Below are 26886 nucleotides of genomic sequence, written 5' to 3'. Positions count from 1 at the left end.
AAATATGTCTGTTTTTCGAATGCTTCACGGATTTACGGAAATCCCGAAAACCGTGATAAAACGGCAATAGCGACGGTTTTCGGCGACGATTTCTCACGATATTATAACATTGCAGCCCCGGGATGGGGGCAGGCCCTTAAGTCTCAAATAGACTGGAAGCGGTTCCAAGATAACGGGTGCGAACCTGCCGCTAGTCCCAATGAAACCGAGAAAGGAGTTTTCTAATGGAAACGGAATTCACAACCAAGGCATCGCCCGATCCGAGCCATTCCCGTATTGCAGCGGAGTCCGTGTCCGGCAGCTCACGTCGGCAACTGCTGTTGTCCCGGATGTGGAAAGAGCGTTACTTGTATCTGCTGCTGTTCCCGGGCCTGGTGTACTTTATCGTATACAAGTACTTGCCCATGGCCGGAAATATGATGGCTTTTCAAGATTATAGCGCATTTCAAGGGTTCTGGGACAGCGAGTGGGTCGGACTGAAGCACTTTGAGCGCATCTTCGAGGACAAGGAAGTTTTGCGGGTGCTCTGGAATACACTGTACTTGTCCTTGCTGCAAATCGCCTTCGCCTTTCCGGTCCCGATCGTGCTCGCTGTGATGCTCAATGAGGTGCGCCGAGAATGGTTCAAGCGCCTCATTCAATCAATCGTCTACCTGCCGCATTTCATCTCTTGGGTCGTCGTGATCGGCATGGTGACGGTGTTCCTCCAGTCCGAAGGCCTGGTGAACAAGCTGCTGCACGTATTGTTCGGCATCGGACCCGTTGCCTTCCTGCAGGAACCGGGCTCGTTCATGCCTCTGGTCGTGCTTGAGGTGATCTGGAAGGAATCCGGCTGGGGCACGATCCTCTTCCTCGCGGCGCTGGCTGCCGTCGACCCGAGCCAGTATGAAGCGGCCGTGATCGACGGAGCCAACCGCTGGCGGCAAATCTGGCATATTACGCTGCCTGCGATTCGCAGCACGATTGTGATTTTGCTAATATTGCGGCTCGGCAGCGTGCTCGATTCGGGCTTTGAACAGATTTTCCTGATGCTTAACCCGTTCAACAAATCGGTGGGCGACGTACTTGACACGTATGTATACGTCAAAGGCCTGACCGAATCCGATTACAGCTTCGCTACCGCGGTCGGTTTGTTCAAATCGCTCGTAGGTCTGCTCCTTATTATCGGGGCGAACCGTCTGGCTAAACGCTTCGGCGAAGAAGGCGTGTTCTAATCTTACCTGCGGCTGCGGCATAAAGCAAGATACGGAGGTGCAAACGCTATGATTCGAAATCGCACATGGCAGGAAAAAGCGTTCGGGGCCGTCAACGGGGTGTTCCTCGTGATCATCGCGCTGCTGATGCTGTTCCCGTTCTACTATATGACTATCGTGTCGTTTACTTCCTACACGGAGTACGTGAAGACCGAGCTGCTGCTCGTTCCGACAAGCTTTGTGCTCGATGCGTACGCCTATATTTTTCAATCGGATTCGTTCGTGCGTTCGCTTGGCGTGACCGTCTTCATCACCGTCGTGGGCACGTTCGTCAATCTGCTGCTGACCTCGATGATGGCCTACGCTTTGTCGCGCAACATTCTCGGCAAACGGGTGTTTCTGTTCCTCGTCCTGTTCACGTTCGTCTTCGGGGCGGGCATTATCCCGACGTACATGATCGTCAGCGCTACCGGCCTGATCAACTCGTATTGGGCGTTAATTCTCCCCGTCGCCATCAACTCGTACAATCTGATCGTCATGCGGCAGTTTTTTCTCAATATTCCGAACGAGCTGACGGAGTCGGCCTTGATCGACGGGGCCAACGACCTGCAAATTTATGCCCGCATCATTCTTCCGCTGTCCAAGCCGGCACTGGCCGCCTTCGGACTGTTCTCCGCCGTGGCTCATTGGAACACGTATTTCTCGGCGCTGCTGTATTTGAATGATCCGGCCAAATGGACGGTGCAGGTCATGCTGCGTCAGATTGTGATTCTGAGCCAGGCGGGCAATATTTTGTCCGAAGGGGTGCAGGCGGCCCGGGGGCTGCAGGTTCCGCTCGCGGAAACGATCGGCATGGCGGCGATTCTGGTGTCGACGATACCGATCCTTGTGCTGTATCCGTTTCTGCAAAAGCATTTTGCGAAAGGGGTGATGCTGGGCTCGGTCAAAGGCTAGAAGCAGGGGGTTGGAGAATCGGTTTGACTGATGTACCATAGCATTACACCTTAAGGAGGATATGCAGCCATGACAATGAAACGGTCTGTTTCCGTTTTGCTTTCGCTCGCCGTAGCGGGCAGTATGACAGCTTGCTCCGGAGGAGCGAACTCGGGTGCGGCGGATGCCGGCAAAGGCAGTGCGGACGCCAAAAATAAAAAGATTACAATCACCTGGTTCTCCGGCACATGGGAAAATCCGGTGCCGGGGCCGGACAGTGAAGCGGTCAAAGCGATTAACGAGAAGTTTAACGTGGACTTCAAGCCGCAGTATGTGCCTTGGGATACGTACGACGAGAAGCTTAGCGTTACGATGGCCTCCGGCGATATTCCGGACGTCATCGGCATGGAGCTGGTGGACGCCAATTATATGAAATGGGCGAAGCAGGGCGCTTTTCTCCCGCTGAACGACTATCTCGACAAATACAACTCGTTCAAGCCGGTGCCTTCCAATGTCTGGGATATGCTCAAGGTGAACGGCAAAGTATACGCGGTTCCTTATTTCTTCAACGCCAAGGGCGGCAAAAAGCCGGTCATCCGCAAGGATTGGCTCGATAAGCTGGGGCTGGCGATGCCGACGAATTACGAAGAGCTGAAAAAAGTCGCCATCGCGTTCACCAAGCAGGACCCGGACGGCAACGGCAAGGACGACACGATCGGTCTCGGGTTGGCCAAAAACATCTACTACAGCCCAACGTTCAGCCCGTATTACGGCGCTTGGTATGAAAAGGACAAGAACGGGCAGTACATCCCCGACTTCGGCGAAGGCAGCAAGGAAGTTGTCAAGTTCCTGGCGGATCTTTACAAGGAAGGCGCGATTAAGAAAGACTGGGCCGTTACGAATTACAACGACGTGTTCAAGGCGTTTAACGCCGGAAAAGTCGGGATCTGGTACGAGGAGCCGGGCGGCAATCTGATCAACTACAAGACGCTGGCCGAGAACGCGCCGAATGCGGTGCTTGCGCCGCTGCCCGCCTTCAAAGCGCCGGACGGCACGCAGGGCATCCGCTCGCTGGCCGGGTACTACAAAATGTATCTGCTGAGCGCCAAGTTGAAGAACGATCCGGAGAAAGTGCAGCGCATTTTCGAAATTATGGACTATTTCCGCGAATTCACACCGGCGGACCAGCGCAATGCGAAGAATGAGAAGTACGATTGGCTGAACGGAAAAGAAGGCAAAGGCTACAAAATGGAAGACGGCGTCTCGATTCCAATTAAGGAAAACCGTTCCAACGTCGCACCGAGCGCATATATCAACACCGAAGGCTGGGCGCCGAACGACCAAGACCTGGAAGTGTTCATCAAGGGCTCGAAGTCGCCGCTCGAAAGGCAGTTTAACGAATCGGTGGTCGCCTATCTCAAGACGTCCAAAATTTATCTCAGCCCTGTGATGGGCGTTCAATCGCCGCTGTACAACACGAAATGGACCGAGCTGTCCCAGTTCCTGAACGACGAGAAGACGAAAATGATCGTCGGCCAGCGGCCGTTTTCGGATTGGGATAAGATGGTAGGCGAGTTTATGGCAAAGGGCGGCAAGGAAGTCGTCGACGAAGTGAACAAGCTGGTGAAGGACAACAACGCCAAGGTCGGCTGGCAGTAAGGCTTAAGGCCGGCAGGCAAGTACGATATTCGGAAAAAGGAGCCCGAGAGCATGAAACCAATGACAGCCGTCTTGATCGGAGCCGGAGCGAGAGGGGCCGGCGGCTATGCGCGGTATGCGCTCGATTGTCCGCATGAATTGAAGTTCGTAGCCGTCGCCGAGCCTAACGCCGAGCGCCGGGATAAGTTCGCAGCCGAGCACGATATTTCCCGGGAAAACTGCTTCGAGACGTGGGAGGAACTGCTCAGCCGTCCGCAGATGGCCGATATCGCCATGATCTGCACCCAAGACCGGATGCACTACGAACCGACGCTGCAGGCGCTGGATCTTAAATACCACGTGCTGCTCGAAAAGCCGATGTCGCCGGACCCGCGCGAATGCGTGGAGATGGAACGGAGGGCCTTGGCGAACAACCGGCTGCTGACGATCTGCCATGTGCTGCGCTACACGCCGTTCTGGGCCACGTTGAAAAAGATCATCGAGGAAGGCCGCATCGGCGAGGTTGTATCGATTCAACTGAACGAAAATGTCGGCTATTGGCATATCGCGCACAGCTTCGTCCGCGGCAATTGGAACAACTCCGACAAATCCAGTCCAATGATTCTGGCGAAATCCTGTCATGATATGGATGCGTTGTCATGGCTGATGGACCAGCCGTGCGAGAAGGTCAGCTCGTTCGGTTCGCTGATGCATTTTCATTCGGGAAATGCGCCAGCCGGATCGACGGATTACTGTATCGACGGGTGCGCGGTGGAGGCGGAATGCCCTTACTCCGCCCCCCGGTTCTACTTGGGCGAAGGCAAAGCCTGGGCTCGCCATTACACGGAGGAGCTGACGCGGGAAAATATTGTGAAGGGCCTGCGCGAGTCGCCGTACGGCCGCTGCGTCTACAAGTGCGACAACAACGTGGTCGATCATCAGGTGGTCAACATGGAATTCGCGAGCGGAGCTACGGCGATGTTCAGCATGTGCGGCTTTACGCGGGAGCAGGAGCGCCGTATCCAGATTATGGGCACGCGCGGCGAGCTTCGCGGGGAAGAGAGCACCATTACGTTGATGGATTTTCTGACGCACCAGAAGACGGAGATCGAAATTCCGCCGCAAGTGAGCGGCCACGGCGGCGGAGACAGTGGCATCGTGCGCAGCTTCCTGCGCGAGGTGCGGAACAATGCCGGCAGGGAAAGCCTGACCTCGGCCAGCGCCTCCGTGCGGAGCCACTTGATGGCGTTCGCGGCCGAGGAATCCCGCTTGAACGGCGGCAAGGCCGTTCTCATCGATGATTATTACAAGCAGGTTGTATCGGCGACCTAAGTCGTCGGCCTTGCCGGGATGCGCTGAGCTCCCCATCGCTTAAGGGCTGTGACCTTTAGGCGGTGGGGGGCTCTTGCGATTTGGCGATGCGGGCGTTCTCCGCCTTGATCTCCGCCCGCTTCTGGTCGAGAAGCTGCTGTTCGATACGGGATAGCTTGCGGGAGATCGTTTGCAGCCGGTAAACGACATAGATCGGAAAGGCCAGGAAAAGTAGGGCGAACAAAATCATATTAGGCCAATGAACCGCGTACATAGGACACCTCCTTTTCGTATCCTCTATTGGTTTTGCGAAGGTTTCCGCCGCTCACAGAACAACCTGCTGCTCCTCCGTTACCCCGTATCGGCTTAGCGCCTTGGCTGCCGATTCCCGCATGCGCCGTTTGAGCTTGTCGCCTTCGACCACCCGGACCCGCATGCCGAGAAAGCGCAGCTTGGACAAAATATATTCGCTCTCGTCCCCAAGGAACGTCAGCCGGATCGTGTAGCTGTCTGCCGCTTCGTCGTACCCGATCTGCTTCTCGAAACACGAGAAGGCGTAAAGGATGCGGGACAGCTCGCTGTTATATCGGCGCACCACCTCGATGACCGCCGATTCCTTCCGGCTCTCCAGCATGCGGTTGATGTCCGCTTCGACAGCCGTAGCTTCCTCCCCGGAAACCGGCTGTTCCGCAAGCTCCACGATATGCTGCAGCTTCGTATTCATCAGTGCCCGATACTGGAGGTGATACCAGATCAAGTACCATTCCCGTTTGACCATCGAATATTCCAGCTTGAACGGAAAGCCCGGTTGCTCCTCGAATATCCGTCCGTCTCTGATCCGGTGGTTCATGAGAATGCCGCTCTTCCGCAGCATGATCCGCCGCAAGGGGCGCAGAAGCGGATGGTATACCTGCTGATCCTTGCTTTTGGCCTTTTCCTCGAAGCCTTCCTTCATATCCAACGCAAGGTCGCCTTCGAGCATGCTTTGCAGCTTCTCCAATGTCTCGGGAGTAAAAGCTTGCCCGGATGCCGGGTGCTCCAGCATTGCCTTAAGCCATGTCCGCTCATGGGAGGTGACGGCGAGCGTGCCCGTTTCGTGCAGACGTGACATGACTTGGTAATTAAAAATTTTCTCAAACGGATTCATAATACGCTGCGATCTCCTTCCACTCCTCAATCAGCTCCCGGCGCAGGTGCTCCGGCTCAAGTACCTCGCAGCTGGAGCCGAAGCTCCGCAGCCAAGGCTTGATCTCGCCCGTCCCGTGCACCTTAATTTCATAGATAAAGGAAGCTTCTTCTTCCTTCGTAATGTGACCCCATTGCCCTTGGAGCAGCACGCGCTCCTTGACGAAATTGGGCTGCGGGGCCTCCGGGCTGAAAAACCGCACCCGCACCGTAAGCGGCCTTCCCGTATCGATAAGCCAGCTGTAGCGGGTCTTTTCCTCCAACAGTCGCAGCTTCTCGTTGAACGTTTCTTCCGGTACGGCCTCGTCCTCGTTCAGTTGCGTCAAGCCTTCCAAACGGAACTTCACGATCCCCCGCTGGGTCTCCGAGCCAAGCAAATACCATCGGCCGTATTGGTGATCGTAGATCACCTTGAGCGGCAGCATCACCACCTCTTTTCCCTCGGTTTCGCGTTCAAACAGCGGGTTCGTATTTTTTGAGGCGTAGCTTTTGCGCGTCTTGGGAGAGAAATAGAGAAACCGCACCTTCCGGCGCTGACGGATGGCTCCAAGCAGGGTGAACAAATGCGCTTCATCCAGAATGCGCGAGTAATAATGGTACTTGTACAGAAAAGGCTCTCCTGTGGCGTTATCCGCGTTGCCCGCTTGCTGCAAAGCCTTCTTCACACTATCCCGCAGCAGATAGCCTTGAACGGACGGCACCTGCGTATTCGCCATAATGTCGACATAATCGTAGAGATCGAGAAGCTCCTCGTAGGTCAGGTCCTTGACGAGCCGGTCGTGAATCCGGTACCGGTAAGGCCGTCCCCCAGGCTCTTTTACGATAACGCCGACTTCCTCCAAATATTTCAGGTCCGAGCGAATCGTTTTCTCGTCGGGCAGCGGAAGCTCCTCGGGAAGATCGCTGCAGCACGCATCGAGCAGCTCCATGACGGTCCGGGCCTCCTCCTGCATGGCGGCGAGCAGCAGCGACAGCCGGTGGCTTTCGGATTCCTTGAGCGATTTGGCGCGGTATAAGAACAGCAGCATCGGGTCGGCGGACTCGTAGTAGCTGAAGCGGAGCGTTTCGGCGAATTCTTTGCCCTGCTCCTGCGGGAGCTGTTGGTACACCGTGTTCACGATGTCCTTCAGCCGCCGGATCGTCTTGTCGAAGGTATGTACGGAGATGCCGAGCCGCTGAGCGAATTGCTGGCGGCTGTAGGCGCCGCTGGTCAGCACCAGCATGCGCAAAAACTGGATTTCTTTATCGAAGCTTTCTCTGGCCATGGACAACCTCCGCTTTCGTAGCAGTTCCTTTTATTGTAACAGGGAAGGGAATTGGAGAAAAAGGAAAACTTTTCTCATGTCGTAATACTTTCGCCATGTTCGTGGGGCCGAAAATAAGCGATGATAATACACGTAAGGCCGACGCCGAAAGGCAAAAGCTTTACGCCAAAAGATCACCGAGGCGCTTGGAAGGGTTACTTCGCCTCTTAAGCGACAGGTCGCCGGTTCGAGTCCGGCTTCCGCTATATGGCGGAATAGCTCAGGGGATAGAGCGGTTATGTACCTTTCCGCCCACTTCCTCGGGGATCTTCATTAATAGGAATACCGAAGCGAGGCGCTTGAAAGGGCTCCTTCGACTTTTATGGAAAAGAATTGACGGCGAAAGCCGGGCGTCAGAAGAGATGCCATGCGCCTTTTCGTTTTTTCCTCGCTTCGTTCTTACTAAGTTCATATTACGGCAAGGCGCCGGGGAGGGTTCCAACCATGAGTTTCGCTAAAAAAATGTTCGGCGCCATGCCGCCGACGAAATATAACAAAGACGGATTTCCTGCTTATGCGCGTTCAGCCGAAGAGCAGTACGTGCAGACGCTGTTAACCAATACGCTAGGAAATACATTTTACGCCGATCAAAACGAGCTGCTGCAGGACGCGCTGGAGCTGCACCACGAAAGGGCGCGGCAAAATCCGCAATTTATGGCCAAAGCGCTGGTGTTCGCCCGCAACGAGGGATTTATGCGGTTGCAGCCGTTGTTCGGATTGGCCATCCTGTCGTCTTACCGGCCGGATTTATTCGCCAAGGTGTTCGACCAGGTGGTCCGGATTCCTTCGGATTTGTCCGACTTCCTGACGATCCTGCGGGGACTTGGCCGCGGGCAGGGTGGCCGGGCCGTGAAACGGCAGGTTGCCCGCTTCCTGTCCGGGGTGTCCGAATATTGGGCGCTGAAGTACAACGGCCGGGGACGCGGGTTCAGCTTGGGCGACGCGATCGCGACGGCGCATCCGAAGCCGGCCGATCTCAAGCAGCAGGCGCTGTTCCGTTACCTGCGCGGGCAGGAGACAAGTCTCGCCATGCTTCCGCAGGTGGAGGCGCTTGAGCAATTGAAGAGGGCGAGAAGCGAAGCCGAGCGGCTCGCTTGCATCGAACGCGGAAAGCTGCCGTACGAAACGGTGACGGGGGCGATCAAGCCGTCTAAGGCCGTCTGGAAGGCATTGCTGCGCCAGATGCCTACGTTTGCGCTGCTGCGTCATTTGAACGCGCTGGATCGCGCGGGCGTGTTTGAGAAGAAAGCCAATCTGACGTTTGCGGTGGAGCGTCTGACGAATGCGGAGGCGCTGCGCAAAGCGAAAATTTTGCCGTTCCGGTTCGCCAAGGCATTCCGGGAGGTAGAGCGTCCGGAGCTGCGCGACGCGCTTCGGACGGCGGTGGAGCATACGTTTGCGAACTTGCCGGAGATCGGCGAGAACACGGCGATCTTCCTCGATATTTCCGGTTCCATGCAGGGGGAATATTTGCAGATCGGGTCCGTATTCGCCTTGGCGCTGTACAAGAAAACGCAAGGAAACTCGTTGTTCTTGCTGTTCGATACGGTTGTGACGGATGCCAAGCCCTCGCGTCACGACAGCATCTTAACACAAGCGGACCGCATCCGTTCCCGCGGCGGAACCGATACCGGCGCGCCTGTGCGCAAGCTGTTTAATGAAAACAAGCGGGTCGATCAGATCATCATGATCACGGATGAGCAGCAGAACAGCGGAAGCTCGTTCTACGCCGAACTGGCAAAATACCGCGCCAAGGTGAACCCGCAGGTCAAAGCGTTCATTGTCGACATTGCGCCGTACCGCTATGCGATGGCGCCACCCGCCGACCGAAACACGTTCTATATTTACGGCTGGAGTGATACCGTGCTGTCCTATATTGCGCAAGCGGTACAGGGCTACTCGGACATGACCGGGAAGATCGACGCCATGGAGCTGGGTGGCGGCGAAAAGTAACGATCCATTTCCAACGAAAAGGAGGCCGATGAAGATGGCAGGGATTACGACGACGAATTTACAGTTTATCCCAAGGTACAAACAACACAGATTTGACTTCCGCATCTCATCGGTCCTATTCAGATGACATTTTACGCCAGTCGGCCATGTCCGGCACACGCCGTAAAACCATCTATAAGAGCATCGGGCCATGGACCGCTGAGGTCGATGGCTTTTATACATACAGCAGCATTCCCGATTTGAAGGAGGAGAACCGCGATGACCGACTTTCGTCAACCTATATTAGAAGAACTCTACCAGATCGAGCGGCAGGAGCAGGTGCGCATCCTGTACGCTTGCGAATCGGGCAGTCGGGCATGGGGGTTCCCGTCAAAGGACAGCGACTACGATGTCCGTTTCCTGTACGTCCGGCCTGTCGAATGGTACTTATCCATATTTGATCAACGGGACGTGATCGAGCGGCCGATCAGCGACAAGCTCGATATCAACGGCTGGGATTTGAAGAAGGCGCTGAATTTATTCCGCAAGTCGAACCCGCCGCTGCTGGAATGGCTGCAATCGCCGATCCCGTACTACGAGAAATATTGTGCGGCGGAGCGTATCCGCAGCATGTCGCCTCTGACCTTTTCCCCGAAATCGTGCATGTATCACTATCTCAATATGGCGAAGGGAAATTACCGCGAATACTTGCAGGGGGAGCAGGTGAAGATCAAAAAATATTTTTACGTGCTTCGTCCGGTTCTGGCCTGCGAATGGATCGAACGGTTTAACGCGATGCCGCCGATGGAATTCGACGTGCTGGTGGACCGTTTGGTGCCGGAGGGCAGCGAGCTGAAACAGGTCATTCTCAAGCTGGTGGAGCGCAAAATGGCGGGAGACGAAATGGACTACGAGCCAAGGATCAACCCTATCAACGAGTTTTTGGAACAAAAAATGAATCATTTCGAGCGTACGGCCGTTCATTTGAACAGCGCCGAAGGCGCACAGGCCCGCGAGCTTGACGGGCTGTTCCGTGCCGTGCTTAGCGAAGTGTGGGAGAACAGGTGATTGACGATGATAACCAAGTTTGATCAAAATACACTTTATCCATGGGACGGCAAGCCTTCCATCTATGAATACATCGTGTCTGCATTGGATGACCGGGGCCGCCTCGCCGATGACACGCTGCCGGATGACGACGAGTATTGGGCCGGGCATTCCGTACACTGGGTCGCCGGGGGAATGGATGGGACGTTCAGCGAACCCGTCGAAGGGCAGGCGGACACGGCGAAGGTGCAAGAACTGATGCAGCTTCTGGTCAAACAAAGCCGGAGACCGGGCAACAAAAAAAGACGCGCCACGTACCTCAAGCTGATGCAGGAAGATGTGCTGAGCGTCATTAACCTTCTCTTGCTGGAGTCGCTGCGGGAACACCCCGGAGTTGTAATTCCGAATCTGTACCAGGAAGCGGAGTGGTTTGCGAGACATGGGGCGCACCGCAATGTTGTCAAGCTGGGGATTGCGCTGCTGGGCCAGTTCGAAACCGAGAAACACCGGGAACTGGTCGTTACGCTGGGCAAGCATGTCGAATTTACGCTCTATTCGGCGGTTGCGATTCAGGGAAGTCTGAATAACGCGAACGAGACGCTGTTCGAGTTGGCCAAAGTTGTAGACGGTAGGGGAAAAATCCAACTGGTTGAGCGTCTGGAGCCGCAGACGCAGGAAATCCGGGACTGGCTGCTTCGCCACGGATGCTCCAACCGTATCATGCACGAACATCCGGCCTGTTATTGCGCGCGTAACGGCGGGCTGGCTGAAGCGCTGTCGCAAGCCTCTGTGGATCGCGAGCTGTATGACGGTGCAGGGGTCATCCTCTCGGCGCTGCTGGCCGGAGAGGATGCGATGGAGGATATTGACGACTATGAGGATGCAGCGTCGGCGGTAGGCGATTTTCTAAGGCATTCGCAGACGATGTGCGTGACCGCAGTACAGCTGTCGGTTGTGACGGATATTTATGATTTTCTAAGCGAAGACGGGCAGCGTTGGGAACGACGGTATGGCAGGGGTTGGTCCGACGACCTGCGTGAAGCCTGCAAGCGGCTGTGCGAGAACGTCATCCACGATGAAGGTTGGCCGTCCAAAATAGAGGAAGCCATCCGCTCGCAGGACAGCGCGGTACGGCAGCATGCGATCTATGCGGCCTACCGGCTTCGCATGGACATCTGGGAGGAGCTGTTCGGGCAGCTGCAGAAGCATCCGCTGGACAGCCTCCTGTATGTTCAGCTTGCGCAAACCGATGAGCCAGAGCGAATGGATCGCTTGGTCCGTTATGCGGAAGCGCATCTTCCATTGGATGAAATCGCCAGCGGTCCGCAGGACGAAATCGGCTACGGGGAGCAGTACGAGCCGCATCAATGCCTGCAAAGCCTGCTGCGGGCGCTGGATGTTTTCGAGGGGCGCGGGACGAAGTTGGTCGCCGCCGGCTTGCGAAGCCCGGCGACCATGAACCGCAACATGGCGTTGAGATGCTTGGAGGCATGGCCTCTTCCGGTGTGGGGAGAGGAAGTGACGGGCGCCTTGCAGGAACTGGTTGCCTCCGAGCCGAATGAACAAATAAAGGAACGAATTGCGAAGCTTTTGCAGGAAAAGGAGCTGACGGCATGGCTTATCAAATTATAGACGGCGTCCGCGTCTGGGGGAACCCGGAGGCAGGCGCCTTGGCGCAAGCCAAAACGTGCGTGGAGCACGGAAATGTCGTGCAGGCACTGCTGATGGCGGACCACCATAAGGGCTACAGCCAGCCGATCGGCGGGGTGATCGTCTACGAGGGTCAAATCTCGCCGTCAGGCGTCGGGTACGATATCGGATGCGGGAACAAAGCGGTGCGAACGAACCTGCTCGCAGCGGATATCCGGCCACGGCTAGGGCGTATCATGGATGAGATCGCAAGGAACGTTTCGTTCGGCATCGGGCGTGTAAGCAACAAGAAGGTGGATCACGAGCTGTTCGACGATCCGGACTGGTCGGTGTATGCCGCCATCGGGCGTCAGGAGCACGATAAGCTGAAGGCGCTCGCCCGCGACCAGTTGGGGACCGTAGGCAGCGGGAATCACTTCGTCGATTTGTTCGAGGAAGCGAAGACGGGGCGGCTGTGGATCGGCAATCACTTCGGCAGCCGCGGATTCGGGCATAAGACGGCCAGCGGGTTTATTAACCTTGCAGCGGGACGGGAGTTTATGGCCAACGCTCCGGGGGAAAAGATGGACCAGCCGCCGGTGCTGCTCGATCTGGACAGCGAGCTTGGCGATATGTATTACCGCGCCATGAAGCTGGCCGGGCGGTACGCCTATGCCGGAAGAGACGCTGTCATTCGTCAGGTGCTGGCGATTCTGGGAGCGGACGTGGAATTCGAGGTGCATAATCACCACAATTATGCGTGGAAAGAAACTCACGGCGGCCGCGAAACGGTCGTCGTGCGCAAAGGGGCGACGCCGTCCGCTCCCGGCCAGCTCGGATTCATCGGCGGGAGCATGGGCGATATCTCGGTCATTGTCCGGGGAAAGGATACGGAGGAAAACCGGGCAGCCTTCTACAGCACGGTGCACGGCGCGGGAAGAATTATGAGCCGTACGCAAGCGGCCGGCAAAATGAACTGGAAGACGCGCGTCCGCATGGGCGGACTCATCTCGGAGGTGCAAATGCAGGAAGCCGTGCGGAGCTTCGGTGTCGAGCTTCGCGGAGCCGGAACGGACGAAAGCCCGTTCGTGTACCGGAAGCTTCAGGAGGTGCTGGACGCCCATGCGGAGACGATCGAGGTGTTGCATGTGCTGAGGCCGATCGGCGTATGCATGGCCGGGGCGGACGAGTTCGATCCGTATAAGGACTAGCCGCGTTAATTTTTAATCGAATTTTGAGCTTCTTTTAAGGTGCGCTTAAGCTTGTCGGGGCATACTAAAGAAGATCCCGTTACTTAACATATAATTTGAATCCCCGCCGTCGCTGCCATCGACGAGGCGGGGATTTTTTTTGTTCGTTTATGCGTAGGGGCGTTACTCCACAAACGGAGCGATTTTCGGAAACACGCGCAGGGCGGTTTTGTAAAAGACATGCTCGTGATACGCCTCCGGAATCAGCTCCTGCACGAATTGCAGATAAGGCTGTACCGGGGCAAGCGGCCAGTCGGTGCCAAACAGCATTTTCTCATAATGGTCGCAAAACGTAACCGCATGGCGCAGATGGGCGAAGAAGAGCGGGGAATCCTTGAGCCGCGCGCATTCCGCGGCATCGCCAACCATCAGGCCGGACAAATCGGCGAATACGTTGCGGTTCTTGTAGACGATCTCGGCTCCGTCCAGCACCCACGGGTCTCCGAAGTGGGCGATCATGAAGTTGACGTCGCGGTGGGCGACGGCAACCTCGTCCACCGTCAGCGGGTGGGAATATTTCAGCAGGCCGCGCTCCGAGTACGTATCGCCCGTATGATAGACGACCGGGACCTTGTACTGCTTCGCCAGCTCGTAGACCGGCTGGTAGACGTCATCATAGGCATAGTACGGGTAGTAGCCGAGGTAAATCTTGATCCCGACCGCCTCCGGCCGCTGCAGCGCCTGTTCCAAGGCATCCAGTCCGGCGTTGCCCAGTTTGAACGGGTTAACGCCGGGGCAGTACACGATCTGCCCCGGATACGACTCCACCATATCAAGTCCCATCGGCGTCGGGGCTTCCCGGTCGGGGAAGCCTCCGGCGGCGGTCTCCGTCACCCCCATGCCGATGCCGAGCACAACACCGTTCTCGGCGTATTCGCGCAGCAGCCCGTCAACAGAGTAATCGACGAACGAACGGCTTTCTGCGGTTTCCTTGAACGAAGCAATATGAGACAAGTGCATGTGCGCATCAATGATTTTCATTCCGTATTACTCCCCTTCTTTCGTGTCATTGGCTTCAAGTATAATAGGGAAGGTGAGTCTTCGTAAAGCCTCCAAGCTGTCCGCCGGTAGCGCGGTGTCCGGGAATACGAGGAACACCGGAGCCGATCGGTTCACGCTTCCGTGAGGCAGGCGAACCTTCCGCGAGAGCGACAGGCAGCTGATCTCCTTGTTCGTGTAGACCGAAGGGCGGTTGGCTTCTTCATCCGTCACGATGTGCATGACCCCGGTCCGGCTATCCAGGCCGAATACGTAATCCTTCGTTTCGTGTACGCTGAGCTCCCCTTTTCCGAGCGGGTAACGCAGCGTTTTTCCGTTCGGAGCGCAGGTTTGCAGCCACCCATAGCCGCCTGTCTCGTCGGGACGAAGGAACAGCTCGCTGAGCATCGATTTGTCCAAATACGTCCCGGTGTTCTGATGAATGTCCGTCATATAAGCGAGTACCGGCACTCCGGGGAGCATCAAATAATAGCTGTCCATGATCGTTCCTTTGAACGTATCGTGGTTCCGGACGGATTGGCGGACCCGGATGCCTGCCCACACGTTGCCTTTCTCGTCGGAGAGGCGGACAAAGGCGGAGGAATGCTCTTCTTTGCGCACGGATAACGGACCCATCTCGTCGAAGTGGCCCGACAAGCCGCCAGTCCAAGGATTCCACCACGACTTCGCCCCGTATTCGGGAAACCCGGAAGCGAGCCATTCCCGGCCATCGACCGAAAGCGAACGCAGCCCGGGGGAATAGTCGGCCGAAGCTGACATGCGAATGATTCCATTATCGGCCTCAAGCACCGAACAACCGGCTTCGGTCGATGTCGTGCTGCTGATTTCATCGCTGGAAACGGGGAACAATGCGGCATGATAAGCCTCTTCATGCGCGCCGAGCCGCGCTTCTACCTGGACCACGCGGCAGCGGGATGCCGGTGGAGGCAGTATGAAGCGGGCTTCCGTCGCCTCGTCGTCGGGCGACAAATGCACTCGCTCCGTTTCGGCCGCATCCATATAGCGGGCGGAGAGCTCGCCTTCCCATACGGTCTGCTTCGCATCCCGAAGCGCGACCGGCACTTCTTCCGCATCCGGCGGCACGAACGGATTTCCTTCGTTGGCCGTCAGCTCCACATGACGGATTGGCGGCGCCGTCGTTTCTTGTCCGATGCGCTTCAGGGCAAACTCCCGGAACGAGGTCCAATTGTCGAACCCGCCCATAGACAGGAAGATCGTATCCGACGTTTTCGTTTCCCCGGCTTCCAGCTGTCCGAAGCAAGTTTCCAGCTCCAGATACCACTCGCTCATATTCATCCGGTGGTTACCGGACCAGCAAATCCCGTATTTGCTTCTGGCGCCGCGGGCGAAGAGCCAAGGCTCGCTAACCTTGGAGCCGTCCCAGTACTCATGATAGAAGCCGTGCGAGTCGGTCGTTTCGACGATTTGACCGTCGTAAGGCAGAACGAGCCCGTACAGGTCGGAACTAAAGCGCTGGGATACCCACATTTCGCTGATGGCGGGAGCGTTCGAGTCGTTTTCCAGCTCCTGCCACAGCTTTACCGTTCCGTCGGCGTAAAGCAGCGTATGGAGATGCACCAGCAGCTGCGGGAACGTTTCCGAGCGATACGTTTGACGGTAGCCGACCGCTCCCCGCTCTTCCTTGGGCTCGACATGTACCGGTTTCTTGCGGTTAAATTCGGCGGAATACGGCTTGCCTATGGACGGCGGCAACAGCTTGAGTTGTTCGTCCTTCCAGTTCCATGCCTTAATGAACGTTTCATTGTGATCCTTATCGTATTCGATTCCATAGCTGCCGTTCACGGCAACCCGGTTGGTTTCCGTCTCTCCGGTAAACATCGCCCCGGGGCCGGCGAAGCCTCCGCCAACAAAGCGGGTGAACGTTACCTCCGTCCCGTTATCAAGAACCGCCCGGACTTGAATCGGGGCTTGATAGAAGCCGTAGTCGAGCAGGCGATACGGAACCGCCAAAGATATCCGTTCCTTCGCTTCCAAGCGCGTTTCGAAAGTCCGCTGTCCGAGCGCAAGCCAAGCCTGTTCCGGCAGCTCGAAGAAGAACGAGGCCGTTACCGGGAAATGGTTTTGCATATCGAGGTACAGGACGTAATCCCCGCCAAGCGCATGCCTTGCATCCGGCACCCTCATCGTCAGGCCGGCCGGAAATTTCGGCACGATGCCGACCTTGAGCAGCGCCTCCAGCCCGTTAATTCGAACCCGCGTCTGCACGGCAGGGCAGGTGCGCCATTCACTCTGCTCTTCCTCGATGGCTCCGACGAAGAAGCGAGCGGGGATTCGTTCCTCGCCTTCCACCTGCAGCTCGCCTTTCCAATCGAATGCGACATTGCCGTCCGGTTCGCCCTGAAGCTCAAGTTTCAGCGGGGCGCCCGATTTGTTCACGATGTGGTATTCGATAACGTACTCGCTGCCGAACACCGGCTCGGCCTGCTCCGCGGTTGCGGACAGCAAGTAGTCCTCCGTTTCGATGAGACAGATGCCGCGGCCTCTGCGCTCGATATCGACGCGAAGCGTTTGTCCGTTCTTGGACCATGCGTAAGTGTATATATCGAAGCCGTTCACTTTATGACCGTCCGGCTTCACTTCGATCGTCCGCGTCAAGTCGGCGTACCAATCGATATCCTTAAGATAGGGGGCAAGCGCTTCGCAAGCCGCCACTTGGGGGATGAAATTCATGAAATGCGTCGAGTCCTCGCGGTCTTCCCAGAAAAAGCCGCATTTCTTGTACAGCGGCACCGCCTTCATATTGGCTTCCCAAGTATACAAATCGACGCGCGGCCAGCCCAGGCGGATCGTTTCCTCCACCGCCCGCAGCACGAGCATTTTGCCGATTTTGTGGCCATGGTAGTCTGGGCGTACGTTCAACAGCGGGATATACAGCGCGCCGGTATCCTCGCGGTATTCGCCCAGGCTGCAGTATCCGACGACTTGATCGTCGCAGACGGCGAGAAAGACGGCCAAGGCGTCCGAGTTTTCCTCGTCCTGGCGAATCTGCTCGGCTGTCCGGACGGCCGATCCTCCGCCCCATTCGTCTTGGCTCCGGTTCCACATCTCGGCTACGCTCGACGCATAATCGGGATGGTATTGTATGATGTTCACGTGCGTTGTCATTTAGTTTCCACCTCGGCTACTGAAAAATAGAGAAGATAATGGATATACGTCCGAGAAGGGAGGAAGGTTACAGGTCCGGGGAAAAAAGAAGGGGAGGACCGCTCCCGCGGCGAAGCAGTAAGCAGCAGACAGCTAAGGATGCGCAGGTTGTTGGCGCACAACGACGGAAGGAGCGGACGAACGTGAACAGACTGTGCATCATTCCTTGCGGAGCCAAAAAGATATGGGATACCGCCGCCGCGCCGTCAGGTCCTTGTCCGGCCAAACGGGCATATACTTCGCCCCTTCACCGAAAATGTCAGGCGTATGCGGACCGCTTTTTTGACCATTGGACGATATTGTCGGCCAAGCACGGTTTTTTGCTTCCGGACGATAAGGTCTATGAAAATTATAATGTCGCCTTTGGCAGTGGTCACCCGGAAATTATTTCGTTGCACGAGTTGAAACGTCAAGTAAGCGAAAAGCGGTTTGACCGTTTTGAGGAAGTCGTCGTGCTCGGCGGAAAAAAGTTTACCAAGATCGTTCCCGAGGTGTTTTCCGGGGAGACACGGATCTATTTTCCGCTGGTCGGGAGCAGAGGGATCGGGGACATGCTGCAGAGGCTGAACCGCGCTCTGGAGCGCAATGAACCGTTCGATGGGTTGTTGGAATAAAGCAGGGGGGCTTGGAATAGGAGGGGCTTCCGCCGCCGTCGTATCGACGGAGCGGAAGCTGCGGAAGAGTTAGAAGCTGTCCGGCTGCATATTCCGATTGCCGCAAAACTCCCCAATCGTTTGCGACCTCATGTCGTCCAGCGGGAATCCCGCAGGATAATTGGTATACATCAGCATGATGCCTTGGAGCGTCGAGGAGAAGTGAAGGGACCGTTTCCGTGGATCGGGAGCCCCCAGCTTCTCGAACATCTCGCATTGAGCCTCGAACTGCTCCGCGTAGGCGTTGAGCAGCCGGTTTCCATGCCTGGCCACAACTTCATCTTGTCTCGGACAGGTAAATAAGTTCAAATAGAAGCGGAATACTTCCGGCCGCTCGCGGACGTTGTGCAGCGCCCCTTCGACGATGTGGCGCAGCTGCTCGGCAGGGGTTTCTTTGGCGGCGGCAGCCTGCATCACTTTGAGCAACTCTTCGATACGAAGATCGACCATGGCCGCCAAGAGCTCCTCCTTGCCTTTGAAATAATTGTAGAGAAGGCCCTTTGAAATGTCCGCTCTCTTGGCTACATCGTCGATGGAGGCGGAGTGAAACCCTTTCTCGATGAAAAGCTCCGTGGCCGCTTGTAAAATTTTTTCTCGGGCGGCGCGGCGAATTCGTTCGTTTTCTTCCGGCGATCGGGGCATGTCGTTACTCCTCCAGAAACTGCAAAATCGTATGGGAGACCTCATCGGGATGGGTGAGCATAGGCATATGATCCGCGCCGTCGATACACACGAGGTTGGCATTCGGAAGCTGACCGAATTGCTCGGACATCGGGAACAGGTCTGGGCGGTCGAGTGTGCCGATCATAAACAACGTCGGCGCCGCAAGCCGGTCCAGCCTTTCGATGGCGGGAGGCTGGGGCCATACCGATTCGCTGCTCTTCCAATCGAACCATCGCATGATATTGTGTCTAATCATCTCGTACATAAACGCTTGGTGCGGACTTGCTTTGACGACGTCATAGGACGGAAAATCGAGCGAAAACTCGGTCATTTTCTCCACATCCGGCGCCGCGGAGAGGACGCGCTGGAACCGCTCCTCAATGTCGGGGGCACTCCGGAAGCCTGTGACAGAGCAAGCGATGAGCGTAAGCTTGGATACCCGCTCGGGGTACGTGAGGGCGAAATCGATGGCAATCTGGCCGCCTATGGAGTGGGCGACAAGCAAAGCCTTTTCCAGGCCGAAGTGGTCAAGAACCATTCTTAAATCCTCGACGTAATTGGCGGGCTCGACAGGTGCCGGCGATTATCCGGCTCCCCGGCCGTCGAATGCGATAACCCGGTAGCTCGCCGCAAGCCTCGGAATGATGAACTGCCAGGTGCGCATATCTGCCCCGCCTCCATGCAGCAGAACGATCGTCTCGTCGCCCGCCCCATGAATTTCGTAGTGAAGATCCACCGTGATTCCTCCTCCGACGTATTTTCCGCAACAGCGGATAGAATGATAATCGGACCGTGACGCGTAACCGAAGCGATGGGAAAGGGTGCCATGGTCCTTGCAGCTTTAGTATAATTTATGACTGAACATACAGTCAATATAAAACAAAATATGAGTATTATTATGGAAAAAACGTCATATTTTCGGATGGTAATTCGTTAAAAAAGTGAGAAATTATATATTATACGCGAAATTGAATGTTTAAAAAATTTGGAGCATCTGCTATTATGTAAAATATTATACTATTAGGATTACAATGGAAATTATCCTTTTTGTTTATATAAAAGTGATAAAATACTTTTTTTGGAGGTGTGATTTTGGTGGCTTTGTTAACCGGCAAAACGATTCTGATCATGGGGGTGGCTAATAACCGCAGCATTGCATGGGCAACAGCCCAATCCTTGGCTGGCGAAGGGGCTCGTCTAATCTTTACGTACGAAAACGAGCGGGTGGAAGAGCGGGTCAAGCAATTGGCTGAAACCTTGCCCGAGTCGCTTACCTTTCCCTGCAATGTAGGAAGCGATGAAGAGATCGAGGCATTGGCTCGTTTTTTAAAGGAAAACGTTGGTATCCTTCATGGGTATGTCCACAGCATAGCGTATGCCAAAGGCGAGGATTTGGAGGGAATGTTTGTCGAAACCTCGCGCGAGGGATTTCGCATCGCTCAAGAAATTAGCGCATACTCCCTAACCGCAGTTAGCAGCAAAATTTATCCGCTCATGTCGGAAGGCGGGAGTATCGTTACCATGACCTATATCGGCGCCGAACGCGCGATAAAAAATTACAATGTCATGGGAGTGGCCAAAGCATCCTTGGAAGCATCCGTCCGGTATCTCTCCAGCGACTTGGGAAAGCACAATATACGGGTCAATGCCATTTCGGCCGGTCCTATCCGCACCTTAGCCGCCTACGGAATAAAAGATTTTAATACGATGTTAAAAAAGATTGAAGAGATTACGCCACTCGGCAAGACGATTGATGCCTCCGAAGTAGGAGATACGGCTTTGTTCCTGCTTTCCAAGCTTTCGAGAGGAATCACCGGGGAAGTGATCCATGTGGACGCCGGTTACCATATCGTAGGGATGTAAAGGAGTGATTGACCTTTGCTTGTAACTCAAACGGGCAGCCGGATTATTACCCCCCAAAGCTTGTTTACGAGAGACCGCTTTGAGAACAATGTTCATGTGTTCTGCCACATGCTGATTCTCAATGGAATTGCCGAAGGCGACCGGGTTGTCTTAAAAGCGGAAAATTCATATGGATTTGTTGTCGCCTTGTTCTCTTTGTGCCGGCTTGCCGTCTCGATCACTGTTGTGGATGAACAAATAAACACCGACGAATTAAGCCAAATTTATGCGGAAGTCGAAGCGTGCTGCTTGCTTACGGATACGGCTCTCCATCTTCCGGACGCCCAGAGTTTACTGATCGGAGATATATTAAGGGACGCTGCGCTATTGGGGGGAACTGCTTTACCCTCGATGAGCATGGACAAGTGGATTCGGAAACAAGACGCGCTCATTCTTTATACTTCCGGCACGACAGGCAAACCGAAAGGAATCGTGAAGTCAGGCTCTTCATTTATGGACAATATAAAGCTATCCGTCCAAGCGATGGGCTATGTTCCGGGCGATTGCCTGCTCCCGATCGTACCTTTTTCCCACTTTTATGGAATTTCTCTTATTTTCTCCTGGTGGCTGACGTCATGTTCTTTGATTATCTGCAACCGTAAAAATCTATGGAGTGTCATTACGCATATTACGAAAGAAAAAGCCACTGTCGTTGACGCCAATCCCTCTGCCTATTATACGATCATCCGCATGTTATCAAGAAAGCCGGAGCAATTGGAACAAGTAAGAAACTCCCAAGTCCGCATGTGGTGTGTCGGCGGGTCCCCGTTAACGAACGATTTGGAGGAGAAGTTTGCTGAAGTGTTCGGACAGCCTCTGTTGAATGGCTACGGTTTGTCGGAGCTGGGGAATGTCACCATGGGGACGCTGGATCACCCTGAGGGCTGCGGCAAGCCTCTTCCCGGGGTCGAAGTCCGTATTCGTGGTCAAAACGGGGAGGAGCAAGCCGGGGGGGAATTCGGGCAAATTTGGATACGCACTCCGGGCTGTATGGAAGGGTACTTAAACCAGGAAGAGCTCACGAAATCGGTCCTTCAGGATCAATGGTTTAAGACCGGCGACCTCGGTTTTTTGCAAGAAGGCAATCTGCATGTCATCGGCAGAGAAGGAAGATCGGTCAACCGCATGGGGTATACGTTTTCTCCTGTCTATATCGAAAACCAGATCAGCCGGCTGGGTTATCGTTCTTGTGTCATTACGTTGGACGACGATGTCAAAGGAACGATGATAGTCATATTCGTCGAAAGTGAATCCTCGCAAGAATTATCTTTGGTCCGTAAAAATATTAATCGAATGCTTCCCACTTACATGTATCCCGATATGCTGTTATTAATACCCCAATTTCCTTTAAATCGAAACGGTAAAGTCGATCGGCTAGAACTCGAACGCACAGCTAAGAGAAGGAAGGTTTAGCTAACATAACACAGCATATGCCACCCGATGCCCCCAAAACATGATTTTATAGAGGAAAGGAAGCGATATTTTGAGCATGAATCTGGAAATGAAGCAAAATGCCGTTTTTTCCGAAAGATATGAGAGTATTGACCGGTGTGCGGATTATTTGACGACAAACCGGGAAGAGATTTTGAGCATTTTGTCGAATATCTCGTCGTATCGGGCAGCTAATGCCGAAATTGACTCTACCATCCGCACGCTACAGGGCGCTATGCGGGAAGTAGAAACGTCCGGCCCTGCCTGCCAGGAATTGATGTCCGTGTTTATGCCCTCCAATGTGATTCTATACTCGTATGCGTTATATTTGCTCATCCCATCCTTATATGTATCCCGAATCGAATTCAGAGCCTCTTCCCACGTGGCCGAATATGTCAGTATGCTGCACGACAAGCTGAAGGATATTCATCAACTGCCGATCAGCCATCTGCAAGTCAGCCAGAAAGCTTTTCTTACAAATTCCGTGAACCGGGCCAACATCGTGGTGTTCACCGGCACTTATCAGAATGCGGAACAAATCAAGAAGCAAATCAAGAAGGAACAGTTGTATGTCTTTTTTGGACAAGGCATTAATCCGTTCATCATCGGTCCTGATGCGGATTTGCCGCTGGCGGCCGAAGATGTCATCCGAATGAGATTATTCAATTCGGGTCAAGATTGCTTAGGGCCGGACATTATTTTAGTTCACCACAGCATTGCGGAAAGCTTCAAAAGCTTATTGCTGGACAAGGTACAGGCGTTGAGCTTCGGCGCCAATGACGACCCGAACGCCAATTATTCGCCTATTTTTTACAAAGATACGCTGACGGCCATATCGGAATATTTTAATAACAACGACAAGTACATCATTTACGGCGGGGGCATCGATTTCCGCACCAAAAAGATGGAGCCGACCATTTTGTACAGTACGTTGGAGGACGAGCTCGAAATTACGGAGTACTTCTCCCCGGTATTCAACGTCGTGAGCTACCGGGATGACGAGCAGTTAATCAAACTGATCGATTCGAGCTACTTTTGCGAACGCGCTATGGGATGCAGTCTGTACGGTTCCGAGCATTTAAGCGATATGTTGCAAAAAAAACATACGCTCACCATCAATCAAACCTTGGAGGATGTCGAACAGGGGAATAAAGCGTTCGGCGGCTATGGAACGATGTCCAATTACATTTTCTACAATATGCAACTGGTCTCCAAACCGATTCTGATTTCGGAAATTGTCGCCGAATGCCTTTCGGAGAAGAAGGTCAACGCATGAGAACGAGCATGGCGGCATGGGATGCAATTATCGGCTGCTTTCAGTCATGGAGAGTAGAGTATATTTTTGGACTGCCGAGCGATGATTTGAAAATCTTATCTTCGCTTTCTTCGTCGGACATTCGCTTCATCCTTTGCAGGGATCAACGAAACAGCTTGTTCATGGCTTCGGGCTACGCGTTAACGTCCGACCAATTGGCGGTATGCATCGTGGGGAAAGGGCCTGCGCTGACGAATACGGTTACGGGATTGTTGGAAGCGCAGAACCTGGGCGTGCCTTTGTTGTTGATCGCCTCGGGAACCGGCAGTGAAAAACTGGGGACGAAGGCTTTCCAAGAAGCGGACCAGCTCTCGGTGGTTAAGCCCTTGGTGAAATGGGCGTATCGGGTTGAGCATCCCGATCGACTCGTATGGGCGTTGGAGAGAGCGGCCTTTGTGGCCGTCAACGGCGGGAAAGGTCCCGTCTATCTCGAGCTGCCGGAGCATGTTGCGGAGCAAACGGTGCCGGTGAAGCTCCCGTTTTCGAAGTTGAAAAGATTGACTTGCTCCCCTTCGCCGTACGAGCTTGATGCGGCTTGGGCCGCCCTTCAACAATCGCGCAGGCCGGTGATTTTGGTCGGCGGAGGCATGAAGCCGAGGCTGCGCGGTTCCATCGAACCGTTAGCTGCCAAATTAGGGGCGGCGTTGTTTACGACGGCATCGGGCCGGGGGGCGGTAGATGAAGAAGATCCTTTATTTTGCGGCGTCGCCGGGCTATATACGGATAACAGCATAAGGCGCATCTGGGAAGAAGCGGATGTCGTCCTGACGCTGGGCAGCCGTCTGGAAGAAACGGCAACGTTCGAATGGGACGTTTTACTCGAACATACTCCGGTCATTCAAGTCAATGTGAATGTCAATGACTTCTCCCATCAGTATCGTGGGGACAAAGTGCTGGGGGACGGTTATTCGGCGGTGGGGCATTGGCTGTCCCATATTCACCGGCAGCCGGATCAAGCATGGCTGAACCGGATTGCAGGCTGCAAGCAGGAAGCGTTTCGGAAGAAAGAAGAATATATGGACCTGGTCAAGAAACGGGCTGCGATTCATGTATCCGAAGTGCTGGACGTCCTGCAAACGGCGTTTCCGGAAGACTGCATCCTTGTGCAGGAAAACGGACTGCAGGATATGTGGTCTTACTTTTATCCGTATTGCCGGTTTACCGGAAACAGCCTATCCATCGTTCCGAGCGATCAGACCAGTCTGGGCTTCGGCGCAGCCGCAGCCGTAGGAGCCAGTGTGGCGGACCGTCGTCCGGTCGTGGCGCTGGTAGGAGACGGAGCGTTTAATCTGTTCAAATCCGATTTCATTACGGCGGTACAGTACCGCATTCCGCTGATTTACCTTGTCATGAGTAACGGCGGGTACGGATGGCTGCAATATCAGCTGAATCAGCTGAATTTCGAAGACAAGCCGTTTCAATTCGTGTCGGATACGCCGTTGGAGCACATGAACGTCGTGGAGCACGAACATGTCGAGCAAATCGTGATTCATGAAAAGGAAGAGCTGAGCGCGAAGCTGCAGCTTGCCTACTCCAAATTTCAAAGGAACAAACTGGTGGTCGTCATGATCCCGGTTGGGCTTGAGGACGTGCATGAGAAGATCCGCCATATTTACGGCGATTTTCCGCTTTATGAAAAATAACAAAAGGCGGGATTGTATTGAAGAGACGTGTCGTGGTAACAGGGCAAGGCGTAATAACGCCGGTTGGGCTCAATGTGAATGATTTCTGGACATCGCTTCTTGAGGGAAAAAGCGGAATCGGTCCTGTTACAACCTTTGATACCAAAGATATGCCGACAAAGATTGGGGCGCAGGTGAAAAATTTCGATCCTTTGCAGTATATGAGCAAAAAGAACGCAAATAAGGTGGCGCAGTTCACCCAGTTCGCCTTGGCAGCAGCCAAGCAAGCCGTGGAGCAAGCGCAGCTGCACATTGACGAGAAAAATGCGCCACGCATCGGTGTCATCGTCGGATCGGGGGCCGGGGGACTGGATGTGATTGAAGAGAACTACGATAAGCTCAACCAAAGCGGTCCCAAGCGGGTCAGTCCGTACTATGTATCGTCGATGATGATCAATTCCGCGCCGGGGGAAATCTCGATTGCTTTGGGAGCCAAAGGCCCGTCCTTTGCCGTCGTGACGGCATGCGCCACGGGCAGCAATGCGATCGGCGAGGCTCTGCGAACGATCCAGTACGGCACGGCGGATGTTGTCATCGCCGGAGGCTCGGAGGCCAATTTCAGCCTGCTTGATCTGGCATCGTTTTCCAACATTCATGCCTTATCAAGGCGCAACGATCAGCCTCAGCAAGCGAGCCGCCCCTTTGACCGCAACCGCGACGGATTCGTGATCGGCGGAGGCGCGGGCTTGGTCGTACTAGAAGAGCTGGAGCACGCGCTGAATCGGGGGGCCAATATCTTGGCCGAATTGGTCGGTTATGGTTGTACCACGGATGCGTATCATATCACGGCTCCCGATCCGTCGGGGTCCGGGCCTGCGGAAGCGATCCGGATTGCTCTGCGGGACGGGGGATTAGCGCCCGAGGACATTAGCTATATCAACGCCCACGGGACAAGCACGCCGTTCAACGATCGGATGGAAATCAACGCGATCAAAACCGTGTTCGGCGAGCACGCTCCCAACATCGCCATCAGCTCGATCAAATCGGTTACCGGACATTTGATGGGAGGAGCCGGCGGTGTCGAGCTGATTGCGACCGTGCAAAGCCTGCTTCACAATAAAGTGCCGCCCACGTTAAATTGCGACGATCCGGAAGATCCCGAATTGAATTTTGTGCCCCACGTGGCTCAGGAACGCGAAGTGCACGCAGCCATAAGCAATTCCTTCGGGTTTGGCGGTCATAATGTATGTTTGGCTGTCCGGAAGTGGCAGGGAGAGGCTGACGTAAGTTGAAAGACGACACGATCCATATTCCTGACGCGCTGCCCCACCGCTATCCGTTTTTATTAATTGATAGAATTGTTGAGGCCGAGTCGTCCAAATGGGTTAGAGGGTACAAGAATATCAGTTGGAACGAATGGTTTATTACCGAGGCGAATCCGTATATGCCCCATATGCTGGTGGTCGAAGCCTTGGCGCAGTTAAGTGCTTTTTCCGCGACGGAAGAAAAAGGAATAGCCTTCTTATCCTCGCTAAATCATGTTGAAATGGAATCGCTGGCACAGCCTGGCGATCGTTTGGATCTTTACTTCGAGGTAAGCAAACAAAGAAGAGGATACCTTCTTGGCAAAGGGCTGGCCACCGTAGGAGACCGGGTCATTGTCAGAGCGGAGGAAATCGTGGTTTTCGTACAAAAATAGCCGTCGGGAGGCGAC

The 26886-nt window shown here is 54.7% G+C and carries 22 protein-coding genes and 1 pseudogene; 15 read left to right on the top strand and 8 right to left on the bottom strand.

Features of this window, described 5'->3' with window-relative positions; all coding sequences use genetic code 11:
- Positions 1 to 224 precede the first annotated feature (224 nt).
- From BLO51_RS02000 to BLO51_RS01985, 4 genes are all read left to right on the top strand, one after another.
- The gene (locus BLO51_RS02000; protein WP_090666306.1) at positions 225 to 1214 is read left to right on the top strand and encodes an ABC transporter permease; all 990 of its coding nucleotides are present in this window, start codon (positions 225 to 227) and stop codon (positions 1212 to 1214) included.
- A 48-nt stretch (positions 1215 to 1262) separates the two neighbouring features.
- Positions 1263 to 2147, top strand: a complete 885-nt coding sequence (locus BLO51_RS01995; protein WP_090666304.1) for a carbohydrate ABC transporter permease — start codon at positions 1263 to 1265, stop codon at positions 2145 to 2147.
- Between the two features lie 69 nt (positions 2148 to 2216).
- On the top strand, positions 2217 to 3785 hold the full coding sequence (locus BLO51_RS01990; protein ID WP_090666301.1) for an extracellular solute-binding protein: 1569 nt from the start codon (positions 2217 to 2219) through the stop codon (positions 3783 to 3785).
- A 51-nt stretch (positions 3786 to 3836) separates the two neighbouring features.
- Positions 3837 to 5096, top strand: a complete 1260-nt coding sequence (locus BLO51_RS01985) for a Gfo/Idh/MocA family protein (protein WP_090666299.1) — start codon at positions 3837 to 3839, stop codon at positions 5094 to 5096.
- Positions 5097 to 5151: 55 nt separating this feature from the next.
- On the opposite strand, the gene BLO51_RS01980 is transcribed toward BLO51_RS01985, so the two are convergent.
- Genes BLO51_RS01980 through BLO51_RS01970 form a run of 3 tightly spaced genes read right to left on the bottom strand, consistent with a single transcriptional unit; the run spans position 5152 to position 7525 of the window.
- Positions 5152 to 5349 carry a hypothetical protein gene (locus BLO51_RS01980; RefSeq protein WP_090666296.1) on the bottom strand — a complete coding sequence of 66 codons (198 nt, stop codon included), beginning with the start codon at positions 5347 to 5349 and terminating at the stop codon, positions 5152 to 5154.
- A gap of 51 nt (positions 5350 to 5400) precedes the next feature.
- Positions 5401 to 6222, bottom strand: coding sequence for a WYL domain-containing protein (locus tag BLO51_RS01975; RefSeq protein WP_090666294.1), 822 nt, complete (start codon positions 6220 to 6222; stop codon positions 5401 to 5403).
- Complete coding sequence (locus BLO51_RS01970; RefSeq protein WP_090666292.1) at positions 6209 to 7525, bottom strand: WYL domain-containing protein; 1317 nt, start codon at positions 7523 to 7525, stop codon at positions 6209 to 6211. Before BLO51_RS01970 ends, BLO51_RS01975 begins: the two co-directional genes overlap by 14 nt.
- A 483-nt stretch (positions 7526 to 8008) precedes the next feature.
- Between BLO51_RS01970 and BLO51_RS01960 the strand changes: the two genes are divergently transcribed.
- From BLO51_RS01960 to BLO51_RS01945, 4 genes are all read left to right on the top strand, one after another.
- Complete coding sequence (locus BLO51_RS01960; RefSeq protein ID WP_090666287.1) at positions 8009 to 9517, top strand: TROVE domain-containing protein; 1509 nt, start codon at positions 8009 to 8011, stop codon at positions 9515 to 9517.
- A 258-nt stretch (positions 9518 to 9775) separates the two neighbouring features.
- A complete protein-coding gene (locus BLO51_RS01955; RefSeq protein WP_090666285.1) occupies positions 9776 to 10564 on the top strand; it encodes a nucleotidyltransferase domain-containing protein in 789 nt (262 codons plus the stop codon).
- A gap of 6 nt (positions 10565 to 10570) precedes the next feature.
- Positions 10571 to 12175 carry a limonene hydroxylase gene (locus BLO51_RS01950; protein WP_167670078.1) on the top strand — a complete coding sequence of 535 codons (1605 nt, stop codon included), beginning with the start codon at positions 10571 to 10573 and terminating at the stop codon, positions 12173 to 12175.
- Positions 12157 to 13383 carry an RtcB family protein gene (locus tag BLO51_RS01945; RefSeq protein ID WP_090666281.1) on the top strand — a complete coding sequence of 409 codons (1227 nt, stop codon included), beginning with the start codon at positions 12157 to 12159 and terminating at the stop codon, positions 13381 to 13383. Before BLO51_RS01950 ends, BLO51_RS01945 begins: the two co-directional genes overlap by 19 nt.
- A gap of 162 nt (positions 13384 to 13545) precedes the next feature.
- On the opposite strand, the gene BLO51_RS01940 is transcribed toward BLO51_RS01945, so the two are convergent.
- The gene (locus BLO51_RS01940) at positions 13546 to 14403 is read right to left on the bottom strand and encodes an amidohydrolase family protein (RefSeq protein WP_090666279.1); all 858 of its coding nucleotides are present in this window, start codon (positions 14401 to 14403) and stop codon (positions 13546 to 13548) included.
- A gap of 6 nt (positions 14404 to 14409) precedes the next feature.
- Positions 14410 to 17547 (bottom strand): GNAT family N-acetyltransferase, encoded by a 3138-nt coding sequence (locus BLO51_RS01935; RefSeq protein ID WP_090666277.1) that lies wholly within the window; start codon positions 17545 to 17547, stop codon positions 14410 to 14412.
- Positions 17548 to 17729: 182 nt separating this feature from the next.
- Between BLO51_RS01935 and BLO51_RS01930 the strand changes: the two genes are divergently transcribed.
- Positions 17730 to 18200: a DUF6884 domain-containing protein gene (locus BLO51_RS01930; RefSeq protein ID WP_090666275.1), complete on the top strand. Its 471-nt coding sequence runs from the start codon at positions 17730 to 17732 to the stop codon at positions 18198 to 18200.
- 69 nt (positions 18201 to 18269) lie between these two features.
- On the opposite strand, the gene BLO51_RS01925 is transcribed toward BLO51_RS01930, so the two are convergent.
- The 3 genes and pseudogenes from BLO51_RS01925 to BLO51_RS30950 all read right to left on the bottom strand — a co-directional run bounded on the left by BLO51_RS01925 (position 18270) and on the right by BLO51_RS30950 (position 19638).
- Positions 18270 to 18881 carry a TetR/AcrR family transcriptional regulator gene (locus BLO51_RS01925; RefSeq protein WP_090666273.1) on the bottom strand — a complete coding sequence of 204 codons (612 nt, stop codon included), beginning with the start codon at positions 18879 to 18881 and terminating at the stop codon, positions 18270 to 18272.
- Between the two features lie 4 nt (positions 18882 to 18885).
- Positions 18886 to 19455: pseudogene (locus tag BLO51_RS01920) on the bottom strand (alpha/beta fold hydrolase); the annotation flags it as partial.
- 30 nt (positions 19456 to 19485) lie between these two features.
- Entirely contained in the window at positions 19486 to 19638 is a 153-nt protein-coding gene (locus BLO51_RS30950) for an alpha/beta fold hydrolase (protein WP_342672322.1), read from the bottom strand.
- A gap of 356 nt (positions 19639 to 19994) precedes the next feature.
- Between BLO51_RS30950 and fabI the strand changes: the two genes are divergently transcribed.
- From fabI to BLO51_RS01890, 6 genes are all read left to right on the top strand, one after another.
- Positions 19995 to 20765: an enoyl-ACP reductase FabI gene (gene fabI, locus BLO51_RS01915; protein ID WP_090666271.1), complete on the top strand. Its 771-nt coding sequence runs from the start codon at positions 19995 to 19997 to the stop codon at positions 20763 to 20765.
- A 15-nt stretch (positions 20766 to 20780) separates the two neighbouring features.
- Positions 20781 to 22217, top strand: a complete 1437-nt coding sequence (locus BLO51_RS01910) for a class I adenylate-forming enzyme family protein (RefSeq protein ID WP_090666268.1) — start codon at positions 20781 to 20783, stop codon at positions 22215 to 22217.
- Between the two features lie 76 nt (positions 22218 to 22293).
- Positions 22294 to 23511: an aldehyde dehydrogenase family protein gene (locus BLO51_RS01905; protein WP_245719499.1), complete on the top strand. Its 1218-nt coding sequence runs from the start codon at positions 22294 to 22296 to the stop codon at positions 23509 to 23511.
- Positions 23508 to 25193, top strand: coding sequence for a thiamine pyrophosphate-binding protein (locus BLO51_RS01900; RefSeq protein ID WP_090666264.1), 1686 nt, complete (start codon positions 23508 to 23510; stop codon positions 25191 to 25193). Before BLO51_RS01905 ends, BLO51_RS01900 begins: the two co-directional genes overlap by 4 nt.
- A 17-nt stretch (positions 25194 to 25210) precedes the next feature.
- Positions 25211 to 26464 (top strand): beta-ketoacyl-ACP synthase II, encoded by a 1254-nt coding sequence (gene fabF, locus BLO51_RS01895; protein WP_090666262.1) that lies wholly within the window; start codon positions 25211 to 25213, stop codon positions 26462 to 26464.
- On the top strand, positions 26461 to 26871 hold the full coding sequence (locus BLO51_RS01890; RefSeq protein ID WP_090666261.1) for a 3-hydroxyacyl-ACP dehydratase FabZ family protein: 411 nt from the start codon (positions 26461 to 26463) through the stop codon (positions 26869 to 26871). The genes fabF and BLO51_RS01890 overlap by 4 nt, the downstream gene beginning before the upstream one ends.
- The last annotated feature ends 15 nt before the right edge of the window (positions 26872 to 26886 follow it).

Origin of the sequence: Paenibacillus tianmuensis, assembly GCF_900100345.1 — a bacterium.
GTDB classification, from domain to species: domain Bacteria; phylum Bacillota; class Bacilli; order Paenibacillales; family NBRC-103111; genus Paenibacillus_G; species Paenibacillus_G tianmuensis.
The sequence above is the reverse complement of the archived record's forward strand: the minus strand, read 5'-3'. Positions and strand labels throughout refer to the sequence as shown.